Source organism: Ginsengibacter sp. (assembly GCF_057362405.1).
The window spans coordinates 1-18,835 of record NZ_JBMQQG010000055.1 but is presented as its reverse complement, the minus strand read 5'-3'; the positions used below and the strand labels follow the sequence as shown (position 1 = coordinate 18,835).

The 18,835-nt window shown below is 38.7% G+C and carries 17 protein-coding genes; 7 read left to right on the top strand and 10 right to left on the bottom strand.

All coding sequences use genetic code 11. From position 1 onward, the window contains the following. Positions 1–155: 155 nt before the first annotated feature. The 3 genes from ACO1O5_RS04680 to ACO1O5_RS04670 all read right to left on the bottom strand — a co-directional run bounded on the left by ACO1O5_RS04680 (position 156) and on the right by ACO1O5_RS04670 (position 2,950). Positions 156–653 carry a GtrA family protein gene (locus tag ACO1O5_RS04680; RefSeq protein WP_486268681.1) on the bottom strand — a complete coding sequence of 166 codons (498 nt, stop codon included), beginning with the start codon at positions 651–653 and terminating at the stop codon, positions 156–158. A 78-nt stretch (positions 654–731) separates the two neighbouring features. After that, positions 732–1,190, bottom strand: a complete 459-nt coding sequence (locus tag ACO1O5_RS04675) for a hypothetical protein (protein ID WP_486268680.1) — start codon at positions 1,188–1,190, stop codon at positions 732–734. Positions 1,191–1,324: 134 nt separating this feature from the next. Beyond that, positions 1,325–2,950 (bottom strand): ABC-F family ATP-binding cassette domain-containing protein, encoded by a 1,626-nt coding sequence (locus tag ACO1O5_RS04670; RefSeq protein WP_486268679.1) that lies wholly within the window; start codon positions 2,948–2,950, stop codon positions 1,325–1,327. 308 nt (positions 2,951–3,258) lie between these two features. Here ACO1O5_RS04670 and ACO1O5_RS04665 point away from each other — a divergent pair, with 308 nt between their 5' ends. Then, positions 3,259–3,477, top strand: coding sequence for a hypothetical protein (locus tag ACO1O5_RS04665; protein WP_486268678.1), 219 nt, complete (start codon positions 3,259–3,261; stop codon positions 3,475–3,477). A 103-nt stretch (positions 3,478–3,580) separates the two neighbouring features. Here the strand turns inward: ACO1O5_RS04665 and ACO1O5_RS04660 are convergent, their stop codons facing one another. Both ACO1O5_RS04660 and ACO1O5_RS04655 read right to left on the bottom strand, forming a co-directional pair. Continuing rightward, a complete protein-coding gene (locus ACO1O5_RS04660) occupies positions 3,581–4,027 on the bottom strand; it encodes a DUF1569 domain-containing protein (RefSeq protein ID WP_486268677.1) in 447 nt (148 codons plus the stop codon). 712 nt (positions 4,028–4,739) lie between these two features. Continuing rightward, positions 4,740–5,369, bottom strand: coding sequence for a TMEM175 family protein (locus tag ACO1O5_RS04655; protein ID WP_486268676.1), 630 nt, complete (start codon positions 5,367–5,369; stop codon positions 4,740–4,742). A gap of 605 nt (positions 5,370–5,974) precedes the next feature. Here ACO1O5_RS04655 and ACO1O5_RS04650 point away from each other — a divergent pair. After that, positions 5,975–6,349, top strand: coding sequence for a hypothetical protein (locus ACO1O5_RS04650; RefSeq protein ID WP_486268675.1), 375 nt, complete (start codon positions 5,975–5,977; stop codon positions 6,347–6,349). Positions 6,350–6,364: 15 nt separating this feature from the next. Here ACO1O5_RS04650 and ACO1O5_RS04645 read toward each other — a convergent pair whose 3' ends face one another. Further along, complete coding sequence (locus ACO1O5_RS04645; RefSeq protein ID WP_486268674.1) at positions 6,365–6,517, bottom strand: hypothetical protein; 153 nt, start codon at positions 6,515–6,517, stop codon at positions 6,365–6,367. Positions 6,518–6,869: 352 nt separating this feature from the next. On the opposite strand from ACO1O5_RS04645, the gene argS reads away from it, so the two are divergent. Next, a complete protein-coding gene (gene argS / locus ACO1O5_RS04640; RefSeq protein ID WP_486268673.1) occupies positions 6,870–8,660 on the top strand; it encodes an arginine--tRNA ligase in 1,791 nt (596 codons plus the stop codon). Between the two features lie 289 nt (positions 8,661–8,949). Next, positions 8,950–10,200, top strand: coding sequence for a DEAD/DEAH box helicase (locus tag ACO1O5_RS04635; RefSeq protein ID WP_486268672.1), 1,251 nt, complete (start codon positions 8,950–8,952; stop codon positions 10,198–10,200). Positions 10,201–10,340: 140 nt separating this feature from the next. Here ACO1O5_RS04635 and hpf read toward each other — a convergent pair whose 3' ends face one another. Together hpf and ACO1O5_RS04625 are read right to left on the bottom strand one after the other, a co-directional pair. Further along, positions 10,341–10,631 carry a ribosome hibernation-promoting factor, HPF/YfiA family gene (gene hpf / locus ACO1O5_RS04630; protein ID WP_486268671.1) on the bottom strand — a complete coding sequence of 97 codons (291 nt, stop codon included), beginning with the start codon at positions 10,629–10,631 and terminating at the stop codon, positions 10,341–10,343. A gap of 83 nt (positions 10,632–10,714) precedes the next feature. Further along, entirely contained in the window at positions 10,715–13,246 is a 2,532-nt protein-coding gene (locus tag ACO1O5_RS04625; RefSeq protein ID WP_486268670.1) for a WD40/YVTN/BNR-like repeat-containing protein, read from the bottom strand. A 19-nt stretch (positions 13,247–13,265) separates the two neighbouring features. Between ACO1O5_RS04625 and ACO1O5_RS04620 the strand changes: the two genes are divergently transcribed. Then, complete coding sequence (locus tag ACO1O5_RS04620) at positions 13,266–13,934, top strand: hypothetical protein (RefSeq protein WP_486268669.1); 669 nt, start codon at positions 13,266–13,268, stop codon at positions 13,932–13,934. A gap of 436 nt (positions 13,935–14,370) precedes the next feature. Here ACO1O5_RS04620 and ACO1O5_RS04615 read toward each other — a convergent pair whose 3' ends face one another. Next, on the bottom strand, positions 14,371–16,092 hold the full coding sequence (locus ACO1O5_RS04615; protein ID WP_486268668.1) for a phospho-sugar mutase: 1,722 nt from the start codon (positions 16,090–16,092) through the stop codon (positions 14,371–14,373). 77 nt (positions 16,093–16,169) lie between these two features. Here ACO1O5_RS04615 and ACO1O5_RS04610 point away from each other — a divergent pair, with 77 nt between their 5' ends. Then, the gene (locus ACO1O5_RS04610) at positions 16,170–17,186 is read left to right on the top strand and encodes a DUF2279 domain-containing protein (protein ID WP_486268667.1); all 1,017 of its coding nucleotides are present in this window, start codon (positions 16,170–16,172) and stop codon (positions 17,184–17,186) included. 182 nt (positions 17,187–17,368) lie between these two features. On the opposite strand, the gene ACO1O5_RS04605 is transcribed toward ACO1O5_RS04610, so the two are convergent. Then, on the bottom strand, positions 17,369–17,866 hold the full coding sequence (locus ACO1O5_RS04605) for a phosphoribosyltransferase family protein (protein ID WP_486268666.1): 498 nt from the start codon (positions 17,864–17,866) through the stop codon (positions 17,369–17,371). A gap of 87 nt (positions 17,867–17,953) precedes the next feature. Here ACO1O5_RS04605 and ACO1O5_RS04600 point away from each other — a divergent pair. Then, the coding region (locus ACO1O5_RS04600) for a Fe-S oxidoreductase (RefSeq protein ID WP_486268665.1) at positions 17,954–18,835 on the top strand (882 nt) is incomplete at its 3' end.

Genomic DNA, 18,835 nt, shown 5'->3' with positions numbered 1-18,835 from the left:
GTCTTTTTTGAAGAGTCTTTTGAGATGAAAAGTACCTATGAGCGTCAATAAGTCAATGTTCAATGAGCAAATAGTGAATTGTTTTAAATCAGGAGTTTTTCATTAATAACCGGATATTCTAAAGTGACCAATTTCTAATGACTAATGATTAAAATTTATTCATCAATCGGCCCAACTACTGTATTACTCGTCTTGAAAGTGAAGTGCTTTTGAGAAAGATAGCTGAACGCAACAATTATCCCGGTTGCAAATACTTTGGCAATAGTCGGATAAAAATGCATGTATTGAACCAACACATTAATAATGGCATAATTAAGAAAGAGATTGGCTGCCACTATTAATACATAACGAAATAATTGCACATGGCTGCGCAGGTACGACGAATTAAAAACTATATATTTATTCAATAAAAATCCTAATGGGAAAGTAATACAAAATGCCATGCCTAATGCAGCATTATATGGTTTCAGCGCAATAAAGCCAAGATCAAGAATCTTCTGGTGAAGTATATAATTAAAGCTAATATAAAAAAGAGCGATGTCGAGCAAAGTATTTCCGCCACCACAAGCTGCATAACGGAACGTTTGCAAAGGCATAAATCCCTTAAAGGGAGGATAAAAAAAGTCAATAAGGGAAATTATTTTTTTCTGCATTCAGTTGAAAGGATGAATTTAAAGCAAAAAATTCCCAATCAAAAGTTGACCGGGAATTTTTTATTATAAAGAAAACGATTATTTAATTACATAACGTAATCCAATGCCCAAAGCAAGATTAGAGCCTGATGCCGGCGCGAGGTAGAAAAATGGATCAAAAGCAAGACTCACCGAAAGAGGTGCATCGGCAAATTTATAATCTACACCTCCTGTAAGGCGCAAAGCAAAAAAGGTTTCACTATTATGATTGGTGCCAAAACCGAGCATGCCTCCACCTCCTACAAAATATTGCAAACCCTCTGCCCCTTCTATAGGCCCCTGGTATTGATATAGTCCTTCTATACCAAGGCCTCCGCTAAAGAAAAGTAATGAACCTTCTAATGCCGTATGCTCAGAGGTGGAATGTCTTATATTGATTCCTCCTAACGAACCATTTCCTGTGTAAAACTTAGCTCCAACCGCTGTTTCATAAGTTTGAGCTTTGAGCCCGGCCGCGGACATAAAAATAATGGCAAATAATAGGGATGTTTTTTTCATACTGTTGATTTAAAATGCTGTTGATTGAATTTAATGTGACAAAAATATTTAATAATTACAATTCATTTTTCAAATATCGCAATGTTCGTTTGATTTTAACTTTTAAGAGATTTAAAAAGTTCGCAGGTTTTTCATCAGTTGTATAATTCCTGGTGAAGGGTTTTTATCCGGTCATCTGCAAGGTATTCGTCGTAGGTGCAAAGCCTGTCAATGGTGCCTTTGGGAGTTATTTCTATAATTCTGTTGGCAACCGTTTCCATAAACTGGTGGTCATGCGTTGTCATCAAAACAATTCCGGGGAAATTAATCATGCCGTCATTAAACGCGGTAATGCTTTCCAAATCCAGGTGGTTGGTGGGCTCATCCAAAATGACCACATTGGGGTTTTGCAACATCATCCTGCTAATCATACATCTCACTTTTTCACCACCGCTAAGTACATTGGTTTTCTTTTTTATCTCATCGCCGCTAAAAAGCATCTTGCCTAAAAACCCCCTTAAAAAATCTTCGTCTACGTCTGTGTAATGTTCCGGAACATATTGACGCAACCAGTCCATTAAAGTAAGATTACCCGTAAAAAATTCTGTATTATCATTAGGAAGATAGGCTGTGGTGATCGTGGTTCCCCATTCAAACCTTCCGCTATCGGCCGTCATCCTTTTATTAATAATTTCAAAGAAAGAAGTAAGCGCAACAGGATCCCTGCTTAAAAACGCAATCTTCTGTCCTTTCACAATATCAAAATTAAGATTGCTGAAGAGCGTTCTGCCATCAATGCTTTTCGTGAGTTTCTGTACATTCAGAATCTGGTTACCCGGATCCCGTTCAGGCTTAAATATAATGCCCGGGTATTTTCGATTACTCGGTGTAATATCTTCAAACACCAGTTTGTCCAACGCCTTCTTACGGGAAGTTGCCTGCTTACTCTTTGATGCGTTGGCGCTAAACCGGGCAATGAATTCAAGCAGATCCTTCTTCTTCTCTTCCATCTTCTTATTCTTATCAGTGGCCTGCCGTGCCGCCAGTTGACTACTCTCGTACCAGAAAGTATAGTTACCGGTGTAGATTTTTATTTTTTGTTTGTCAACGTCTGCCACGTGGGTACACACGGCATCTAAAAAGTGACGGTCATGACTTACTACTAAGACTATATTTTCGTAATCTGCCAAAAAATTCTCCAGCCAGGAAATAGTTTCCACGTCAAGGTTATTGGTGGGTTCATCTAATAATAAGATATCAGGATTTCCAAAAAGTGCCTGCGCCAATAAAACCCTCACTTTAATGTTGGCACCAATATCTTTCATCAGCATCTGGTGCAATTCATCCGCTACTCCTAATTGATTTAATAATGTAGCCGCATCACTTTCTGCCGTGTATCCGCCCATTTCACCGAATTCAGCCTCAAGGTGCCCGGCCTTCATCCCGTCTTCTTCATTAAAATCTTCCTTCATATAGATGGCATCCTTCTCCTGCATCACGTTCCACATTTTCTTATGACCCATCAAGACGGTATTTAAGACAGTAACCTCGTCAAATTCAAATTGGTCCTGCCTTAGCACAGCCATACGTTCGCCCGGAGTTATGTTTACTGTTCCTTTATTCGGCTCAATTTCACCACTTATAATTTTTATTAACGTCGATTTGCCTGCTCCGTTGGCGCCAATAATTCCATAACAATTTCCTTTTACGAAATTGAGGTTCACTTCATCAAACAAAACCCTTTTACCATAAGCCAGTGTTACATTATTTACACTTATCATGCTGCTCCTTTTTTTTGAAGGCGCAAAAGTAAGAATTTAATTTTTTGGAAAAAGATTATAATGAAACCAAATTAATTTCCCCCCGTTCCCTGGCTTACCTCCTTCTAATTGATAGAAAATGTTTTCAATCATCGCGGGCCATGACTTTGATCAGTTTTTTTAAAATATCACCTATTATTTTCGCAAGGGCTTGTTATACTTAATAAAATTTAGCGAGTTCGGCCTATACCCGACTCACTTTTTTTTTGCTTTTCGACGAGCCAGTTTCAACCAGGTTTCATCAGACAGGTAATACAAAATTGTAATAATTGAGAAAGTTTATTCTTAGAAACGAAGAGCAGGAAAGGCTGGCGACAGTGCTGTATTTTTATGAAAATGTCGGGGGGCGCTGGGTTGGAATGATTTGGGGTAAAGCCTTATCATGTAAACAAACCTGGTTTTACCAGGATGAAAAAATAGAAGAAGTTATTGCTGACCTGGCTGAAAGATTAAATATTACCTACCACGATTTTATTGAGATGGAATAAATACTTGCGGTTGACCGGGACGCGAACAACAGAAGGGTAACTTACTGTGCCGGCGTTGCGGTGAGTCTTTTTTTAGCGGTATGTTGATTTCATTTGATTTGCCTCAGGCATTAAATTGTCTCAGATGATGGTCAATATGTTTATACACCATTTGCCCGATTTGTTCTTTTGTCATCTTTCCAAAAAATACATGCTGAAAATTATCGTTATCAAAACCTGAATACTTTTCAATATTTGAAATCCAAAGTTTCTTTTCGGCTTCAAAATCTCCGGCATGTTCTTTTATAATAAGTGAGGGTATTGTCGGCGTGCTTCGTTTCAATGGATTTTCATTTCCTAAAACGGACTTCAAGGCAACTCTCCCAAAAATTCTTCCAATAAAAGCTCGTCTCAGGTTAGTTTTACTTTGCATCATTTCTTCCCAAAGTCTGCAATGTTTTACCATTTGGTAGGCATTCATTTTGCCCCATTGCGATTGAGCATTTTCTTTAAGTGAATCAATTCTTTTTATTAATTCAGCTTTTGTTCTATTCTCAAATATTGTCTTCATACATACAAATATTTAAACAAGTTGACCTAATGAAAACCAATTTCCCAAGTCGTTCTTAAACAAGGCTTCTGTTCCATAAAACTCCCCGGCAGGAGGTTTCATAAAGTAACTAAAAAAATACCGGAATACATCCGAAGATGAAAACTGTTAAACGGAAGATCGAGTTCATTCATTGGCATTTTCAACCGCCGGTGAAATATCTTTGCCCATCCGAATTAAAGCGTACACAACGGCGGCGCCAACTGCGAAGTAGGGAATGATGGAAAGGTACCTTTAGTCCCCCACGCTCCAAAGTACGTAAATACTTATTCGAATAGCAGATGCACCAATTACCGATCCTGCAAGAATGCAGGTGATGAGTTTCCTGCTAAAGGAAATTTTATGCATGCACCATAACGGTGTTTGGTAAACGATATTTAATACGAAATCATTATCCCGGCATTTAATTTATAAAAGCTCGTTTCGCCAGGCTGTATTTGTTTATCAAATGGTTTTTAGATTTGTCAAACTCCTCCAGACCGCTTAAAACTCAGCCCGCCTATCGCTCAGAGCTTTATAAAAGTCAAGGATCGGCAGTATGCAGGCACAAGATTGCCCGCCCACAAAACCTTATCTACATTGCGCCAGGCAGCTTTTCTACATGCCTGGACAACTGGTGTCAGGCTCTTTTTTATATGCCTGGATTAACCGGGGCGTTCATTCAAAAATATTGTCACTTTCGATTTATCATTTTTTCCTCTTTAAGACTTATGCCGATAACCAACCACACTACATACAATAAAGCAACAATAACAAAAGCAGTAATCGGAAACCAAAACGATAATAAAAAAGTAATGATATCCAGGACTAATCCCAATCTTGTATAGTTAAATACTCTTTTTACTTTTTTAAGGTCAACCGACGGCTTAAATAATGATGCCGGATATAGAGTAGCATGTTGAGTGGCAATCCATGAAATAGTAAGGAGAATAGAAAAACCGCAGTATAAAGTGACGGCAGGGCCTGCCTGATCTGTTTTAATATACTCTGCTAACGCAGCTGTAAAAAATGGCATGGTAACAATGGATAAGAGTAATAATGCGTTTGCATATATAAGTTTATTTGTCGATTTTCCGATTAATTTAAAAATGTGATTATGAGATACCCATGAAATTAAAATCGTAATAAAACTTACGAAAAATGCAAGCCAGGATGGCCAGTGTTGAGCAAATGCATACCATAATTCTTTGTTAGTATGTACACTTTCCACCGCCGGTATTTTAATTTCGATGATCAATAGCGTGAGTGCTATGGCAAACACAGCATCGGAGAAGGCCTCCAGTCGGTAGTTAGGATTTTCCATCTTTATTTTTTATTGTTTGGCTATTAAAGGCCAATCGCGTTGTTCGCAATTTTTACTGAAAATTATGCTGCTAGTTTTATGCTTGTATAAAAAATATTTTCGTTTTAAGTGTCTTTGTTACAATGGCGCACACCGGTACGGCTGGTGTGCCGGAATCCAATAGCTCTGGGATTTATATCGTTTAGCCAGCAACGTTAGCCCACTTAATACCCGCCGGTCTTAAAAACTATGTTTGAAGTTATATACAAAAGTTGATTAATGAAAATCAGCCCAGGCCTGCTGATAGCATTACGAAAGATGAGGCTTTGCCACAAGCAGGTACTAGATTGCGAAAAACTGAATGTGATTATTAATGTTATTTAAAACCATCACACTGAAAATTAGCCAGGGATATGCGGTAAGCAGACACAAGATTGCTTGCCCACGAACCCTTTCCTACGTTGTTGCACCAGGCAACTTTTTTATATACCTGGACTGACAAGGAGCAAACTAATATTAATAAATACGATAAAGAGTCCCCCACAGGCATCCGATTAAAAAACCCCTAATTACTTTTTTATATATAGATTTGTCCCAACCCATATAGTTCCCAAATATTATTTGCGATGAAAGACAAAGCGGTACTCCGTATACATAGCTTTGCCCAGGAATCGAACGTATTGCTGGAAAAAATATACCATGATAATAATTTTCTTGATGAAGAAATTATGGATTACGAATACGACGGACCGCCCTCAGGCGAAGGTGATTTAGACCGAATCAGCCTGCTTGCGGTATTGTGTTTATTTACAGAACGGGAAGTTATTAAGATTACTGACCTCATAGATAAATTGTGTATACTAAACAACGAGCCGCCTTTAAACACTTATGCAGACATAAGTTATTATGATGATGAGAATATAAAAATTCTTTCAACTCTTTACACAAAAGCAGTAGAACTGCACGATGACATCATAGAAACGGAACTGAGAGGAGAATGAAAATCTTCGCGTAAATCATGTCGTTAAAGTTTCATTTCCCCGCCATGTCTCTACTCCATGTCTTGTGCTGTTGCAAGACACTGCGGTGTAGAGAGGAAGCCAATGCTGAAATGTAAAAGTAATAAGGTAAGTTCCTTCTATAGCATCTACGGTAGTTCTTAAAGCCATTAAACTAAGATAAGCAACTTTCCTTCAGCCCCGCCGGCCGTGTCCTGCTAAGCTTCAAAGCTCGGAAGAGAGACACGGCCTTGGATTAACGATTATAATCCATACCCTATAAAACTAAAAACCTAATGAATTTTTATACCTTTGATTGGTACGAAAAACAGGGAAGCTTACATCCATACATTCAAATTTTCTAATCCCGCCTTGCATGCCGGCAAGTCTTTTTTTATGAGGCCGGCAAAAAAAACGCATAGCGATTTCTATCTGCGTCTGTTCTACCCTATTCGACAATCCTTTTAATTCATGGCCCGGACAATGAGTAACAAAAGTTAATTTTGCACTTCATTTTTATAACATGGCGTTTACACATTTAATACAAACGGCGGTAATTAAAAGCCTGCAGGAATTATACGGGCAACGTTTTTCTGAAAAGGATTTCCAGATAAACGAAACCAAGCCGGAATTTGAAGGAGACTATTCCATTGTTCTTTTTGCTTTGGTAAAAAATTTAAAGCTGGCTCCGGATGTTTTGGCAAAAAACCTGGGAGACAATCTTTTAAAAAATAATCCTGGTTTATTTTCAGGTTATAATGTTATAAAAGCATTTCTAAACCTAAACATTTCAGAAGAGGCGCTGCAAACTTTCCTGGCAAAAAATTACAACGATGTTTGTTTTGGCAAAAAACCGTTGAACAAAAGGAAAGTGATGGTTGAATACTCGTCGCCCAACACCAATAAGCCGTTGCATCTTGGGCATTTAAGAAATAACTTTTTAGGATGGAGTGTTGCCGAAATTTTAAAAGCAAATGGATACGAAGTGTATAAATCAAGCATCGTTAACGATCGCGGTATACATATTTGCAAGAGCATGATTGCGTGGGAGGAATTTGCAAACGGCGCCACGCCGGAATCAACACACACAAAGGGCGATCATTTTGTGGGAGATTATTATGTGAAATTTAATGATGAATATAAAAAGGAAGTTAAAGAATTAGTAGATGAGGGCAAGCCGGAAAAGGAAGCGGAGAAGGAAGCCCCGATAATGAAAAAGACCCAACAGATGTTACTGGATTGGGAACATGGAAAGCCGCAGGTTATTGAACTTTGGAACAAAATGAATGGTTGGGTTTACAAGGGTTTTGATGAAACGTATAAAAGAATAGGCAGCGATTTTGACCAGACCTTTTATGAAAGTCAAACTTATATTCTCGGAAAAGAATTTGTACAAAAAGGTTTGGAAGATGGTTCGTTTTATAAAAAAGAAGATGGAAGTGTTTGGATAGATCTTAGCGATGCAGGTCTTGATGAAAAACTTTTATTACGGGGCGATGGCACTTCTGTTTATATAACGCAGGACATTGGCCTGGTAAAAGAAAAGTTTGAGCAATACCATTTAGATGAAAGCATCTATGTAATCGGCGACGAGCAAATTTATCACATGAAAGTGTTGAAGGAAATTTGCAGGAAGTTGGGCATGCCGTTCGCGGACAATATTCTTCACCTAAGTTATGGAATGGTAGAACTTACTACGGGTAAAATGAAAAGCCGCGAAGGAACCGTTGTTGATGCAGATGATTTAATTGATGAAATGATTGCCACTGCGAAACATCATACAGAAGAACTTGGAAAAGTAAAAGATTTTACCGAAGATGAATTGAAGGAACTGTACGAAATACTTGGCCTGGGCGCTATGAAATTTTACCTGCTTCGCGTTGATCCAAAGAAAAGAATGATTTTTAATCCTGAAGAAAGTATCGATTTTCATGGATTTACAGGGCCCTTTGTTCAATATACGTATGCAAGAATTCAATCAATTTTAAGGAAGATTGGGGAACCGTCCGCGGCAATCGTCAATGGGCAATCGCCAATGGAAAAACTGCTTCCACTTGAAAGGCAACTTTTAATTTTCCTGGAGAAATATTCGAACGTGGTTGAGCAGGCGGCGATAGAATTGAATCCTTCGGTTATAGCTAATTATGCGTTTCACCTCGCTAAAACATTCAATTCATTTTATGTGGAGCATTCAGTTGCCAATGCAGAGAGTGACGAAAAGAAAATTCTTCGTTTACACATAGCCGTAATGACGGCAACCGTTATAAAAAGCGCTCTGCAGTTGTTGGGTATTAAAGTTCCCGAGAGAATGTAGGGAGCGGTAGCAAGTATTGAGTCGTAAGTAGCAAGAACAACGGCCCGCTGGCTGTTACCTTGTATCTGCTACCTTCCGCCTCCTAAACACAACAACTTCCCGAAAACTTCGTTTATATGCCAATAAGATGTATATTTGCGCCTTATTATATACTCCTACTTAGCAGACTGGATAATCTTCCAAAACGGTAAAAGCTCATCAAGTCATAGGTTTTGAGCATATTCGTATCCGGCTTTCATAAATCAATTAAGGTTCGCGGAAGTTATCATTAACATTAAAATTTTTAGAATTGAATTTTCAAGAATTGCATTTAATTGCACCTATTTTAAAGGCGCTCGAAGCAGAAGGTTATACTTCGCCTACTCCAATACAGGAACAAGCCATCCCCGATGTGCTCAAGGGAAAAGACCTGTTGGGTTGCGCTCAAACAGGCACGGGTAAAACGGCAGCATTTGCCATACCCATACTGCAAAATTTATTTTTGCAGAAAAATCATGAAGTTGCCAATGATACTATAAAAGCGCTTATACTTACGCCCACGCGTGAGTTGGCCATACAGATAGACGAAAGTTTTGCTGCTTATGGAAAACATACAGGCCTCAGGCACACCGTTATCTTTGGAGGCGTTTCCCAATATCATCAAACGAATCAATTACGCAGGGGTGTTGATATATTAATTGCCACACCAGGAAGATTACTGGATCTTATTTCGCAACGATTCGTAAATCTTCAGCATATCAAGATGTTCGTGCTGGATGAAGCAGATCGTATGCTTGACATGGGTTTCATTAATGACGTTAAAAAAATAATTGCAAAGCTTCCTGTAAAAAGGCAGACATTGTTTTTTTCTGCAACGATGCCGCCGGAAATATCAAAACTTTCAGCGTCGATATTAACTAACCCGGTAAGGGTTGAAGTGACTCCGGTTTCTTCAACAGTAGAAAAGATTGAACAGGCAATTTATCTTGTTGAAAAGAATGACAAACGCCAGTTACTGATCCATCTTTTAAAAGATAATAAAATACAAAGTGCCCTGGTGTTTACGAGAACAAAGCATAGTGCTGACAAGATTGGAAAAGATCTCTATCGTGCACGAATCAGTTCCGGCGTTATTCATGGAAATAAAACGCAGGCTGCCAGGCAGAATGCTTTAAATGATTTTAAAACCGGCAAAATACGGGTGTTAGTGGCCACTGATATTGCAGCCCGAGGTATTGATGTAGATGATCTGAGCCACGTAATTAATTTTGAATTACCCAATATTCCAGAGACGTATGTGCATCGTATAGGCCGTACCGGTAGAGCGGGTGCATCCGGAACGGCATTATCATTTTGCGACATGGAAGAAAGGGAATTTTTGCGCGACATCCATAAACTGATAAAACTGGAAATACCGGTTGTTGATGATCATCCCTATGCAAGTAATATGCAGTTTGTGCAAACACCGGTGGTTCAAAAAAATCCAATGGTGCGCAACAAGCCCGCCTCACATAGTGGCTTCAGAAGAACAAGAAGCTGGTCGCAGGGACGTGGAAGGTAAAGGCCTCACTCCAACCCCACCCTTCGACAAGCTCAGGATGGCAAAGAAGATGGATAAGAATTGAATAAGAATACTAATTTCTGAAATTATATTAATAACGCCTTATAGAAATATAGGCGTTATTTTATTTAGAAAATAAGTCAGGCACGATCCTTTTTTCGTCTCAAAATCTTTTGAAGTGTATCAACGGCATCTGAGGTTGCCGCTTCATAACTCTCACCATTCTTCTTTACAAAATCATCATAACCGGGAACGCTTAATCGGATCTCGCAAAATTTGTTATCGGTATTATTTCCGTCATCCGTGAACAAGGTAACATCGGCACTGATAATTGAATCATCAAAATGGGAAAGCTTTCCTACTTTTTCTTCGACAAAATCTTTCAGTTGATCACTGGCCTTAAAATGCAGGGACTGCAGGTTTATTTTCATGGTTTTTATTTAAAATAATAATCAAAAAGTTGAACTGATTGCCCAAAGGTAACCCGTTTAAAAAAACGTGCTATGGAAATAAATTATTTTACAGAATCTTTATATAATGTTTGCACCACATCAAGCGAAGCGATATAAATACTTCTACCGTGAGTACCGATCACAATATCGTTGGCTGCTTTTTGGATGGCAATGTCGTGTACAGGCACCGAAGGAAGATTGTTTCCGAAAGCCATGAATGTTTCTCCTTTGTTGAACGATGCATATAAACCATTGTCACTGCCAACATATAAAATGTCTTCGTATTTCGGATCTTCTCTCACAACATTTAAAGGCCCCGAAGGCAAATTGTTTCCTATTCGATTCCATGTTTGCCCGTAATCTTCACTTAGAAAAAGCCACGGGGTAAAGTTGTCATTGCGATAGGCATTCAAGGTTACATATACTCTTCCCTCTTTAAACGACGATGCAACAACACGGCTCACATATAAATTTTTGGGCAATTTACCATTTACTAACGTCCAGGTGTAGCCGCCATCCTTCGTGACCTGTATATTTCCATCGTCAGTACCCACATAGATCAGCCCAAATCTTAAAGGCGATTCACTGATCGTTACAATTGTTCCGTAAGGCACGTCTCCGTCTTTTTTACCGTTAGTAAGGTCTTTACCCAATGGAACCATTTTGTCTCCTTTATTCATGCTCCGGTAAAACACATCAGTTCCCATATACAAAATATCCTGGTTAAAACTGCTTAATAAAATAGGAGTTTGCCAGTTATAGCGCAACTTCTCAGCATCAATATCGGGCATGGGATGAATGCGTTTGACATCACGTTGATCAATTACTTTCCTTGCATATTCGCCAAACTGGGAGCCGAAGTAAACGGTTTTATTATCTCTTGTATCAACCTGCACCTGCATACCGTCTCCTCCGCCCAGGTTTTTCCATTCATTAACCGGTTGTTCCTCTTCAACGTTATCAGCGCTTTCGTCGCCCTTTATCTCAGATGATCCATACCACACACCATTATCCTGGATGCCGCCATAAACATTATAAGGTTTGGCATCATCAACAGCAATTGCATAAAATTGTGCTACCGGTGGCGTATTCGCTTTAAACCAATGTTGCCCGTTATCATAGGTGATATTGCATCCCCCATCATTACCGGCAACCCAGTTGCTATCCCGCAAAGGATTGATCCATTCACCGTGCCAGTCGCCGTGTGTATTGGATTTATCAACAACTTTAAATGTTTTACCCCCGTCATTGCTAAGCATGATACTATATCCATTAATAATTACTTTTTTATCATTAACCGGTGAAACAGAAACCTTACCAAAATAATATCCATAGGTATTGTATAAATCAAGTCCTTTTGTGTTTACCTTTTCCCAAGTGATACCACCGTCATCGCTTCTATAGACTTCGCATCCAATTACCGGTGTGCTAACCAATTCCGAATTGGCATCATTTAAATAATCATAGATAGCAGTTGGTTTTATTTTACCGGTGCGAACCATTTCCTTTACAGTTGAATCATTATATTTCTCATCAAAATCATTTTTGATGAGAAAAGAATCGAGTTTTTTATCGTTCAATGATAAAAACTTTTCCCTGGTAATATTTTTAAAATCATCTGTAATATATTTTGACGTATCTGCTTTTTTGGTTGCCGTATCAGGCCGGTGATTTTGATTGTCAAGCGTTGCATATATTATTTGCGGGTTAGCTGCATATACAGCAACACCTATTCTTCCGGTACCATTGTCCTGGGGGAAACCAGTTCTTTCACCGGTCACTTTTTTCCAGGTATCGCCGCCGTCGATGCTTTTGTAAATAGCAGAGGTATTTCCGCTCTCCACAAAATTCCATGCCCTTCTCTCACGGTGCCACATACACGCAAATAATTCATCGGTATTTTTTGGGTTGATGTCCATATCAATCGCTCCCGTATTATCATCCACATATAATATTTGTTTCCATGTTTTACCACCATCTGTTGTCTTGTAAACTCCCCTTTCTTTATTTGCTGAATACAGATGACCTATAACAGCCACCCATGCAGTATTCTTATTTCGCGGATCAAGAATTATTTTTCCAATGTGTTCGCTCTCCGGAAGGCCAAGGTATTGCCAGGTTTTGCCCGTGTCAACACTTTTATAAACACCAATTCCCGAGTAGGAAGACCTGCTGCTATTGGCCTCACCGGTTCCTACCCATATTTCGCCATCGTGCCAGTTCACGGCAATATCCCCGATACCAATTGCCTCTTCATGATCAAAAACAGGTACAAAACTTTGACCGTTATTAGTAGTATGCCAAAGGCCACCCGTTGCGTAAGCCACATAGAACTCAGTTGGATCATTCGGATTCACATCTACATCCACTACCCTGCCACTCATTATGGACGGGCCAATATTTCTAAACTTAATATCTTTTAATATTGATTGATTTTCTAATAATTTTCTTTGCGATAAACCGTTCAATCTTTCAGACGCTTTTGTAGGCTGAACTTGCGCATATATATTTGAAAAGGTTAAAATTGATACGAACAGTAACGACAGTCGCCTGAAAGCAATGCTTAATTTGGTAAATTTGAAATTGAAAAACATCATTTAAAATTTAATAACTATGATATTAAAAACAAGCAAACTTATATTTTTATTTATTGCTCTTCATTTTTGTTCCACCTCTTACGCACAATACAAATCTTATAAAATATCTGTGCATGGCGATACATTGAACGCCATCGACAACAAAGGGTTAAAGCAGGGAAAATGGGTAGTTCATGTAGACCCATTACGCGGAGAACCGGGATACGAAGAAGAAGGAATTTTTGTTAATGATAAGAAAGAAGGCCTTTGGAGAAAATATACATTGCAAAGCGATCTCATAGCCATTGAAAATTATAAATATGGTGGAAAAGATGGCCTTTGCCAATATTATACACCTTTGGGCGACCTGGTGAGAGAAGAGAATTGGAGGGCATATAATCCAGACCAGCCTTATGATACAATTCCGGTTTATGGGCAGGGCAATAATGAAATTATTAGCTACAAAATTGTGAGAGCTGAACAATACAGCGTAAAAAATGGAGACTGGACCTACTACGATCCTACCACGGGAAGAGTGCTAAAACTCGAAAAATACGATCGCGGTCATTTGCTTAACCCACCAAAAACCGAAGTTGTTTCGGAAGAGCCAAAAAAAATTGCCAAGCCGGCCGAAGTACTGGAATATGAAAAGAAGAATAGCGGCAAAAAGAAGGTAAGAGTAAGGGACGGACAAACGGGGAATTAGGTCTTTTAGCTGCCGCAACGCTCAATTTTTTAAAAGGACATTATCTTTTCTCAAAAGCGGAAATTCTCCGGACATTTACCACGAAAAAAGGGCAGCATGTTATAAAATATGCTGCCCTTTTTGGAAGAGGTTTTTCAAAACAATAGTGTAAAATAAAGTGGGAGTCTTAACAAAGTCCATTGGAATCCGCGCTCTTTCAAGGAATATTGACGTACCAGTAAAGCAAAAATGCTGCCAAAAATGTCAAAAATTTTAAGTTACTTATTTTCAACAGTTTACAAATTATGATGAAGAAGCAACGGCCTAAAATAATTATTAAATGGCTAAAATTAATAAGTAAACGGTCGACAATCCTGGAAAAAGAGAAGTCGTTGTTGCATAAAATATCATCAACCACAATCAACTTATTAGTTCATCTGAAAGGACGACCAGCTTTTTATTGAAGGTTCATTGAAGAAATGATCTCCTTAATTTTTGCTTCAAGTTTTTGGTTGGCCGCGTCAAATTCACTTGCACTTTTCAAGGACATATTTACACCGAAGTAAAATTTGATTTTTGGTTCTGTTCCGCTAGGTCTCGCAGATATTTTACTCCCGTCTTCAGTAATAAATTGTAATACATTACTTTTAGGAAGATCGATTTTTTTACTTTCTCCGGTCTTCAAATTTTTCATTACCTGGCTGTCGTAATCATACAATTCAACCACGGGGCTTCCTGCAATTTCGGTTGGCGGGTTATCTCTATAACCCTGCATCATATCCGCAATTTCTTTTGAGCCATTCATACCCTTTTTAGTAATGGAAATCAGGTCCTCTTTATAAAACCCGTACCTGACATATAGTTCAATTAATTTGTTGTAAAGTGTTTGACCCTTCCCTTTTTCAACCGCCGCTACTTCGCATATCATTGCTACGGCACTAACGGCATCTTTATCACGAACCTTGTCTCCTACCATCAGGCCAAAACTTTCTTCACCGCCAACGACATAATTTTCTTTACCCTCCTTTTCTTTGATCATGGCAGCAATCCATTTAAAACCGGTAAGCACATTGTAACAGGTGATATTACTTTGTTTCGCAATTACATCAATAAGGTCAGTAGTAACAATTGTTTTTATCACCATATCATTGGGCCTGGCAAGTCCGCTGTTTTTCCTTGCTTCAATAAGATAGTTAAAAACGATCAATGCGGTCTGATTTCCATTCAACAATATCCATTCGTCCTTATCATTTCTAACGCCGGCGCCTACCCGATCTGCATCCGGGTCGGTGCCCAGCAATATATCCGCATCGAGTTCTTTCGCTTTATTAAGCCCGATACTCATGGTTGCTTTTTCTTCAGGATTGGGATAACCCACTGTTGGAAAATTGCCATCAGGGTTTTCCTGCTCGGCTACAATATGTACGTTATCAAATCCAAATGCCTTCAGGGCCTGCGGCACCAACGTGATACCAGAACCATGAATGGGAGTGTAAACAATTTTAAGATCATGCTGCGCCTTACACGCCGCATGATTTACACTGAGGCCTTTCACCATTTCAATATATTTATCATCCATATCTTTACCTATGATGGTGATATTTTCCTCGTTGCCCTTCCATTTTACATCATCAAGACTTTTAATTTTTTCAACTTCGGCAATTACGTTTTCATCATGGGGAGATACCATTTGAGCGCCGTCGTCCCAATAGGCTTTATAGCCGTTATATTCTTTGGGGTTGTGCGATGCTGTGCAAACAACGCCCCCCTGGCAGCCCAAAGTTCTTATAGCAAAACTCAACTCCGGCGTGGGCCGTAGTGATTCAAATAAAAACACTTTAATACCATTTGCTGCAAATATGTTGGCCGTAATTTCGGCGAACTTCCGGCTGTTGTTACGGCTGTCGTGTGCGATTGCAACTTTTACTTCGCCAAAACATTGTTTCAAATAATTAGCATAACCCTGTGTGGCCATTCCAACTGTATAAGTATTCATCCTGTTAGTGCCAACACCCATAATTCCTCTGAGGCCGCCGGTGCCAAATTCAAGATCTTTGTAAAATGCATCTTCTAATTGTGAAGGGTCCTCTTTTTGCAGCCGGAGAATTTCATTTTTTGTGGCCTCGTCATAATCTCCCGTTAGCCACTCTTTAATTTTACTTTCTGTTTTTGGTTCCATTTCTTTTTTTTTACAATTTGAAGATATTCATTTTTGATTATTTGGAAACTATCAATAAGCAATAACCGTATTTTTGTATGATGTGTATTGTGCAAAACTACAGGAAACAACGGCTTTTATTGTGCTTAATTATTACTTCTTTTCTTTCTGCCAATTGCACGTTTGCGCAATATAATTTCCAACCTAACATTAGTTTAAACAAGCTGGAGAATTTCAATGATTCAATTCAGCAACATACAATATATCCTTACAACAAAAAAAGAGTGCGACTTGTTACCGTTAGTAACGTAGTTGCATACGGAGCATTACTCGTTGGACTTAATGCAGAATGGTATGCAAAATATCCAAGATCAGGTTTTCATTTTTTTAACGATGATGCAGAATGGCTGCAGGTTGATAAAGTGGGGCATACTTATAGTGCATACACTGAGAGTCGTGCCAGTATGGAAGCATGGCGCTGGGCGGGCTTACGGAGAAAAGAAAGAATATGGATTGGAGGATTAAGTGGCGTTGCCTACCAATCTATCATAGAAGTCTTGGACGGCTTTTCCTCGCAATATGGATTTAGTCCCGGCGATTTCGCCGCAAATATTGTTGGCTCCGGAATGTTTATAGCACAGGAGTTGGCATTGGATGATCAAAGAATAAAACTTAAATTCTCTTTTCACAGGAAAAATTATGGCGAGCCGGATCTTAATAAGAGAGCCGATGCAATTTATGGCAGCACAGAAATTGAAAGATTTATTAAAGATTATAATGCGCAGAGCTATTGGCTAAGCGCAAATATTAAGTCGTTTTTTCCCGATTCAAATCTTCCGCCCTGGTTATCTTTTTCGTTTGGTTATGGAGCGGAGGGTATGTTTGGCGCAAGAAGTAATGTTGCTTTGGATGCTAACGGCAATGTAACTTTTGACCGGCATGATATCAAACGTTACAGGCAGTGGTACATTTCCCCCGATGTTGATTTTTCGAAAATAAGGACTAATAAGAAAGGGCTGAAGATTTTATTTTTTGTGCTTGATGCATTTAAATTTCCGGCGCCAACTTTGGAATATTCCAACGGAAGTTTTAAGGGGCACTGGCTTGTTTTCTAAAATGCTTCTCACCGATCGCACATATAAACACCGGTGTTGTATTAACTTTAAAATGGCCCTTTCCCACAGAGACGCTAAGATCACAAAGCAATATTCTTAGTGTTCTCCGTGGCTTTGTGGGAACCTTGATTAAGACCAAATGAACTTGACTCGACACTAATTAAACTCATCGCATTTTTTCTCTATACCAGTCTTGCTCCCAAAATTTCAGTACCGTTAGTTTCCACAATAATTTTTTCATCGGTTGCGGTTGAGACTGACATACCCACATAATCAGGCGCGACAGGAAATTGTTTATAACTTCTTTCAACCAATACCAACACCTGAATTTTTTTTGGATTGAATTCTAAAAACGGCTTAATCGCATATAACAACGTTTTACCCGTGTTCGCCACATCGTCCGTTACAATTATTGCAGCGTTATCAAAATCATTTTCTTTCGGAATAGAAATATTTTTTGGATTCTTTTTATCAATATCAATTTCGATCACCACAATTTTCCCTTTGAAAACTTCCTGCAAAGTTGCTTTAATGATATTAGCGATAATTAGTCCGCTACCTTTTATTCCGGCAAGAATGATCTCTTTCTCGCCGATGTTTTTCTCCACAATTTCAAATGCCATCCGTTGTAACTTTTTCCCGGCAATCTCCGCACTTAAAATCGAATTATCAGTGGCCATATTTAATATTTTTTATGAAAATAAATAGTCCTTTGCATTTGAACAATAAAACAATTCAATCCGTTACCTTAGCATCATATCTTCAGTATGGAAATTATTCAGCAAATTCTTTTTATCCCGTTAACGCTTGCCGCCGTTATATTGTTTGCTAAAAAAGTTAAGGAAATATACAGCAATATTAATTTAGGACATGATGAAGATTTAACCGGCAATTCAAGAGAACGGTGGAAAAACGTTTTGTTGCTTGCCCTGGGTCAAAAGAAAATGTTTCGGTACCCGCTTGTTGGCCTAATACATTTTGTAATTTATGCAGGCTTCATCATTATCAATATAGAAGTTTTGGAGATTGTACTCGATGGTATATTTGGAACCCATCGCATGTTCGCAAATACATTGGGCAGCTTTTACACATTCATAATTGACTTTTTTGAAATACTTGCTATTGGTGTATTACTGGCTTGTGTTATTTTTTTAATAAGAAGAAATGTTTTGAAAATAAAACGTTTTATTAAACATGACCTGGATGGCTGGCCACGGACGGATGCTAATGTAATTTTAATTACAGAAATTATTTTAATGAGTTTATTCCTTACGATGAACTCCGCGGACCGTGCCTTACAATTGCAAGGAAGCCCGCATTATGCTGATCATGGAAATTTTATTTTATCCGGATTATTCGCGTCTTCTTTTCAAAATCTATCATCCTCTTCTTTAATTAGCATTGAGCGAACCTGCTGGTGGCTGCACATTACAGGCATTTTTGCATTTCTAAATTATTTGCCTTACAGCAAACATTTTCACATCCTGCTGGCTTTTCCAAATGCTTATTATAAACCACTGGAGCCAAAAGGTAAAATGGAGAATATGGAAAGCGTGGAAAAGGAAGTTCAATATATATTTAAACCCGAACTGGCGCCTGCTAACGCTGAGGCGCAAACGCCGAAGTTCGGTGCCAAAGACATTTTCGAT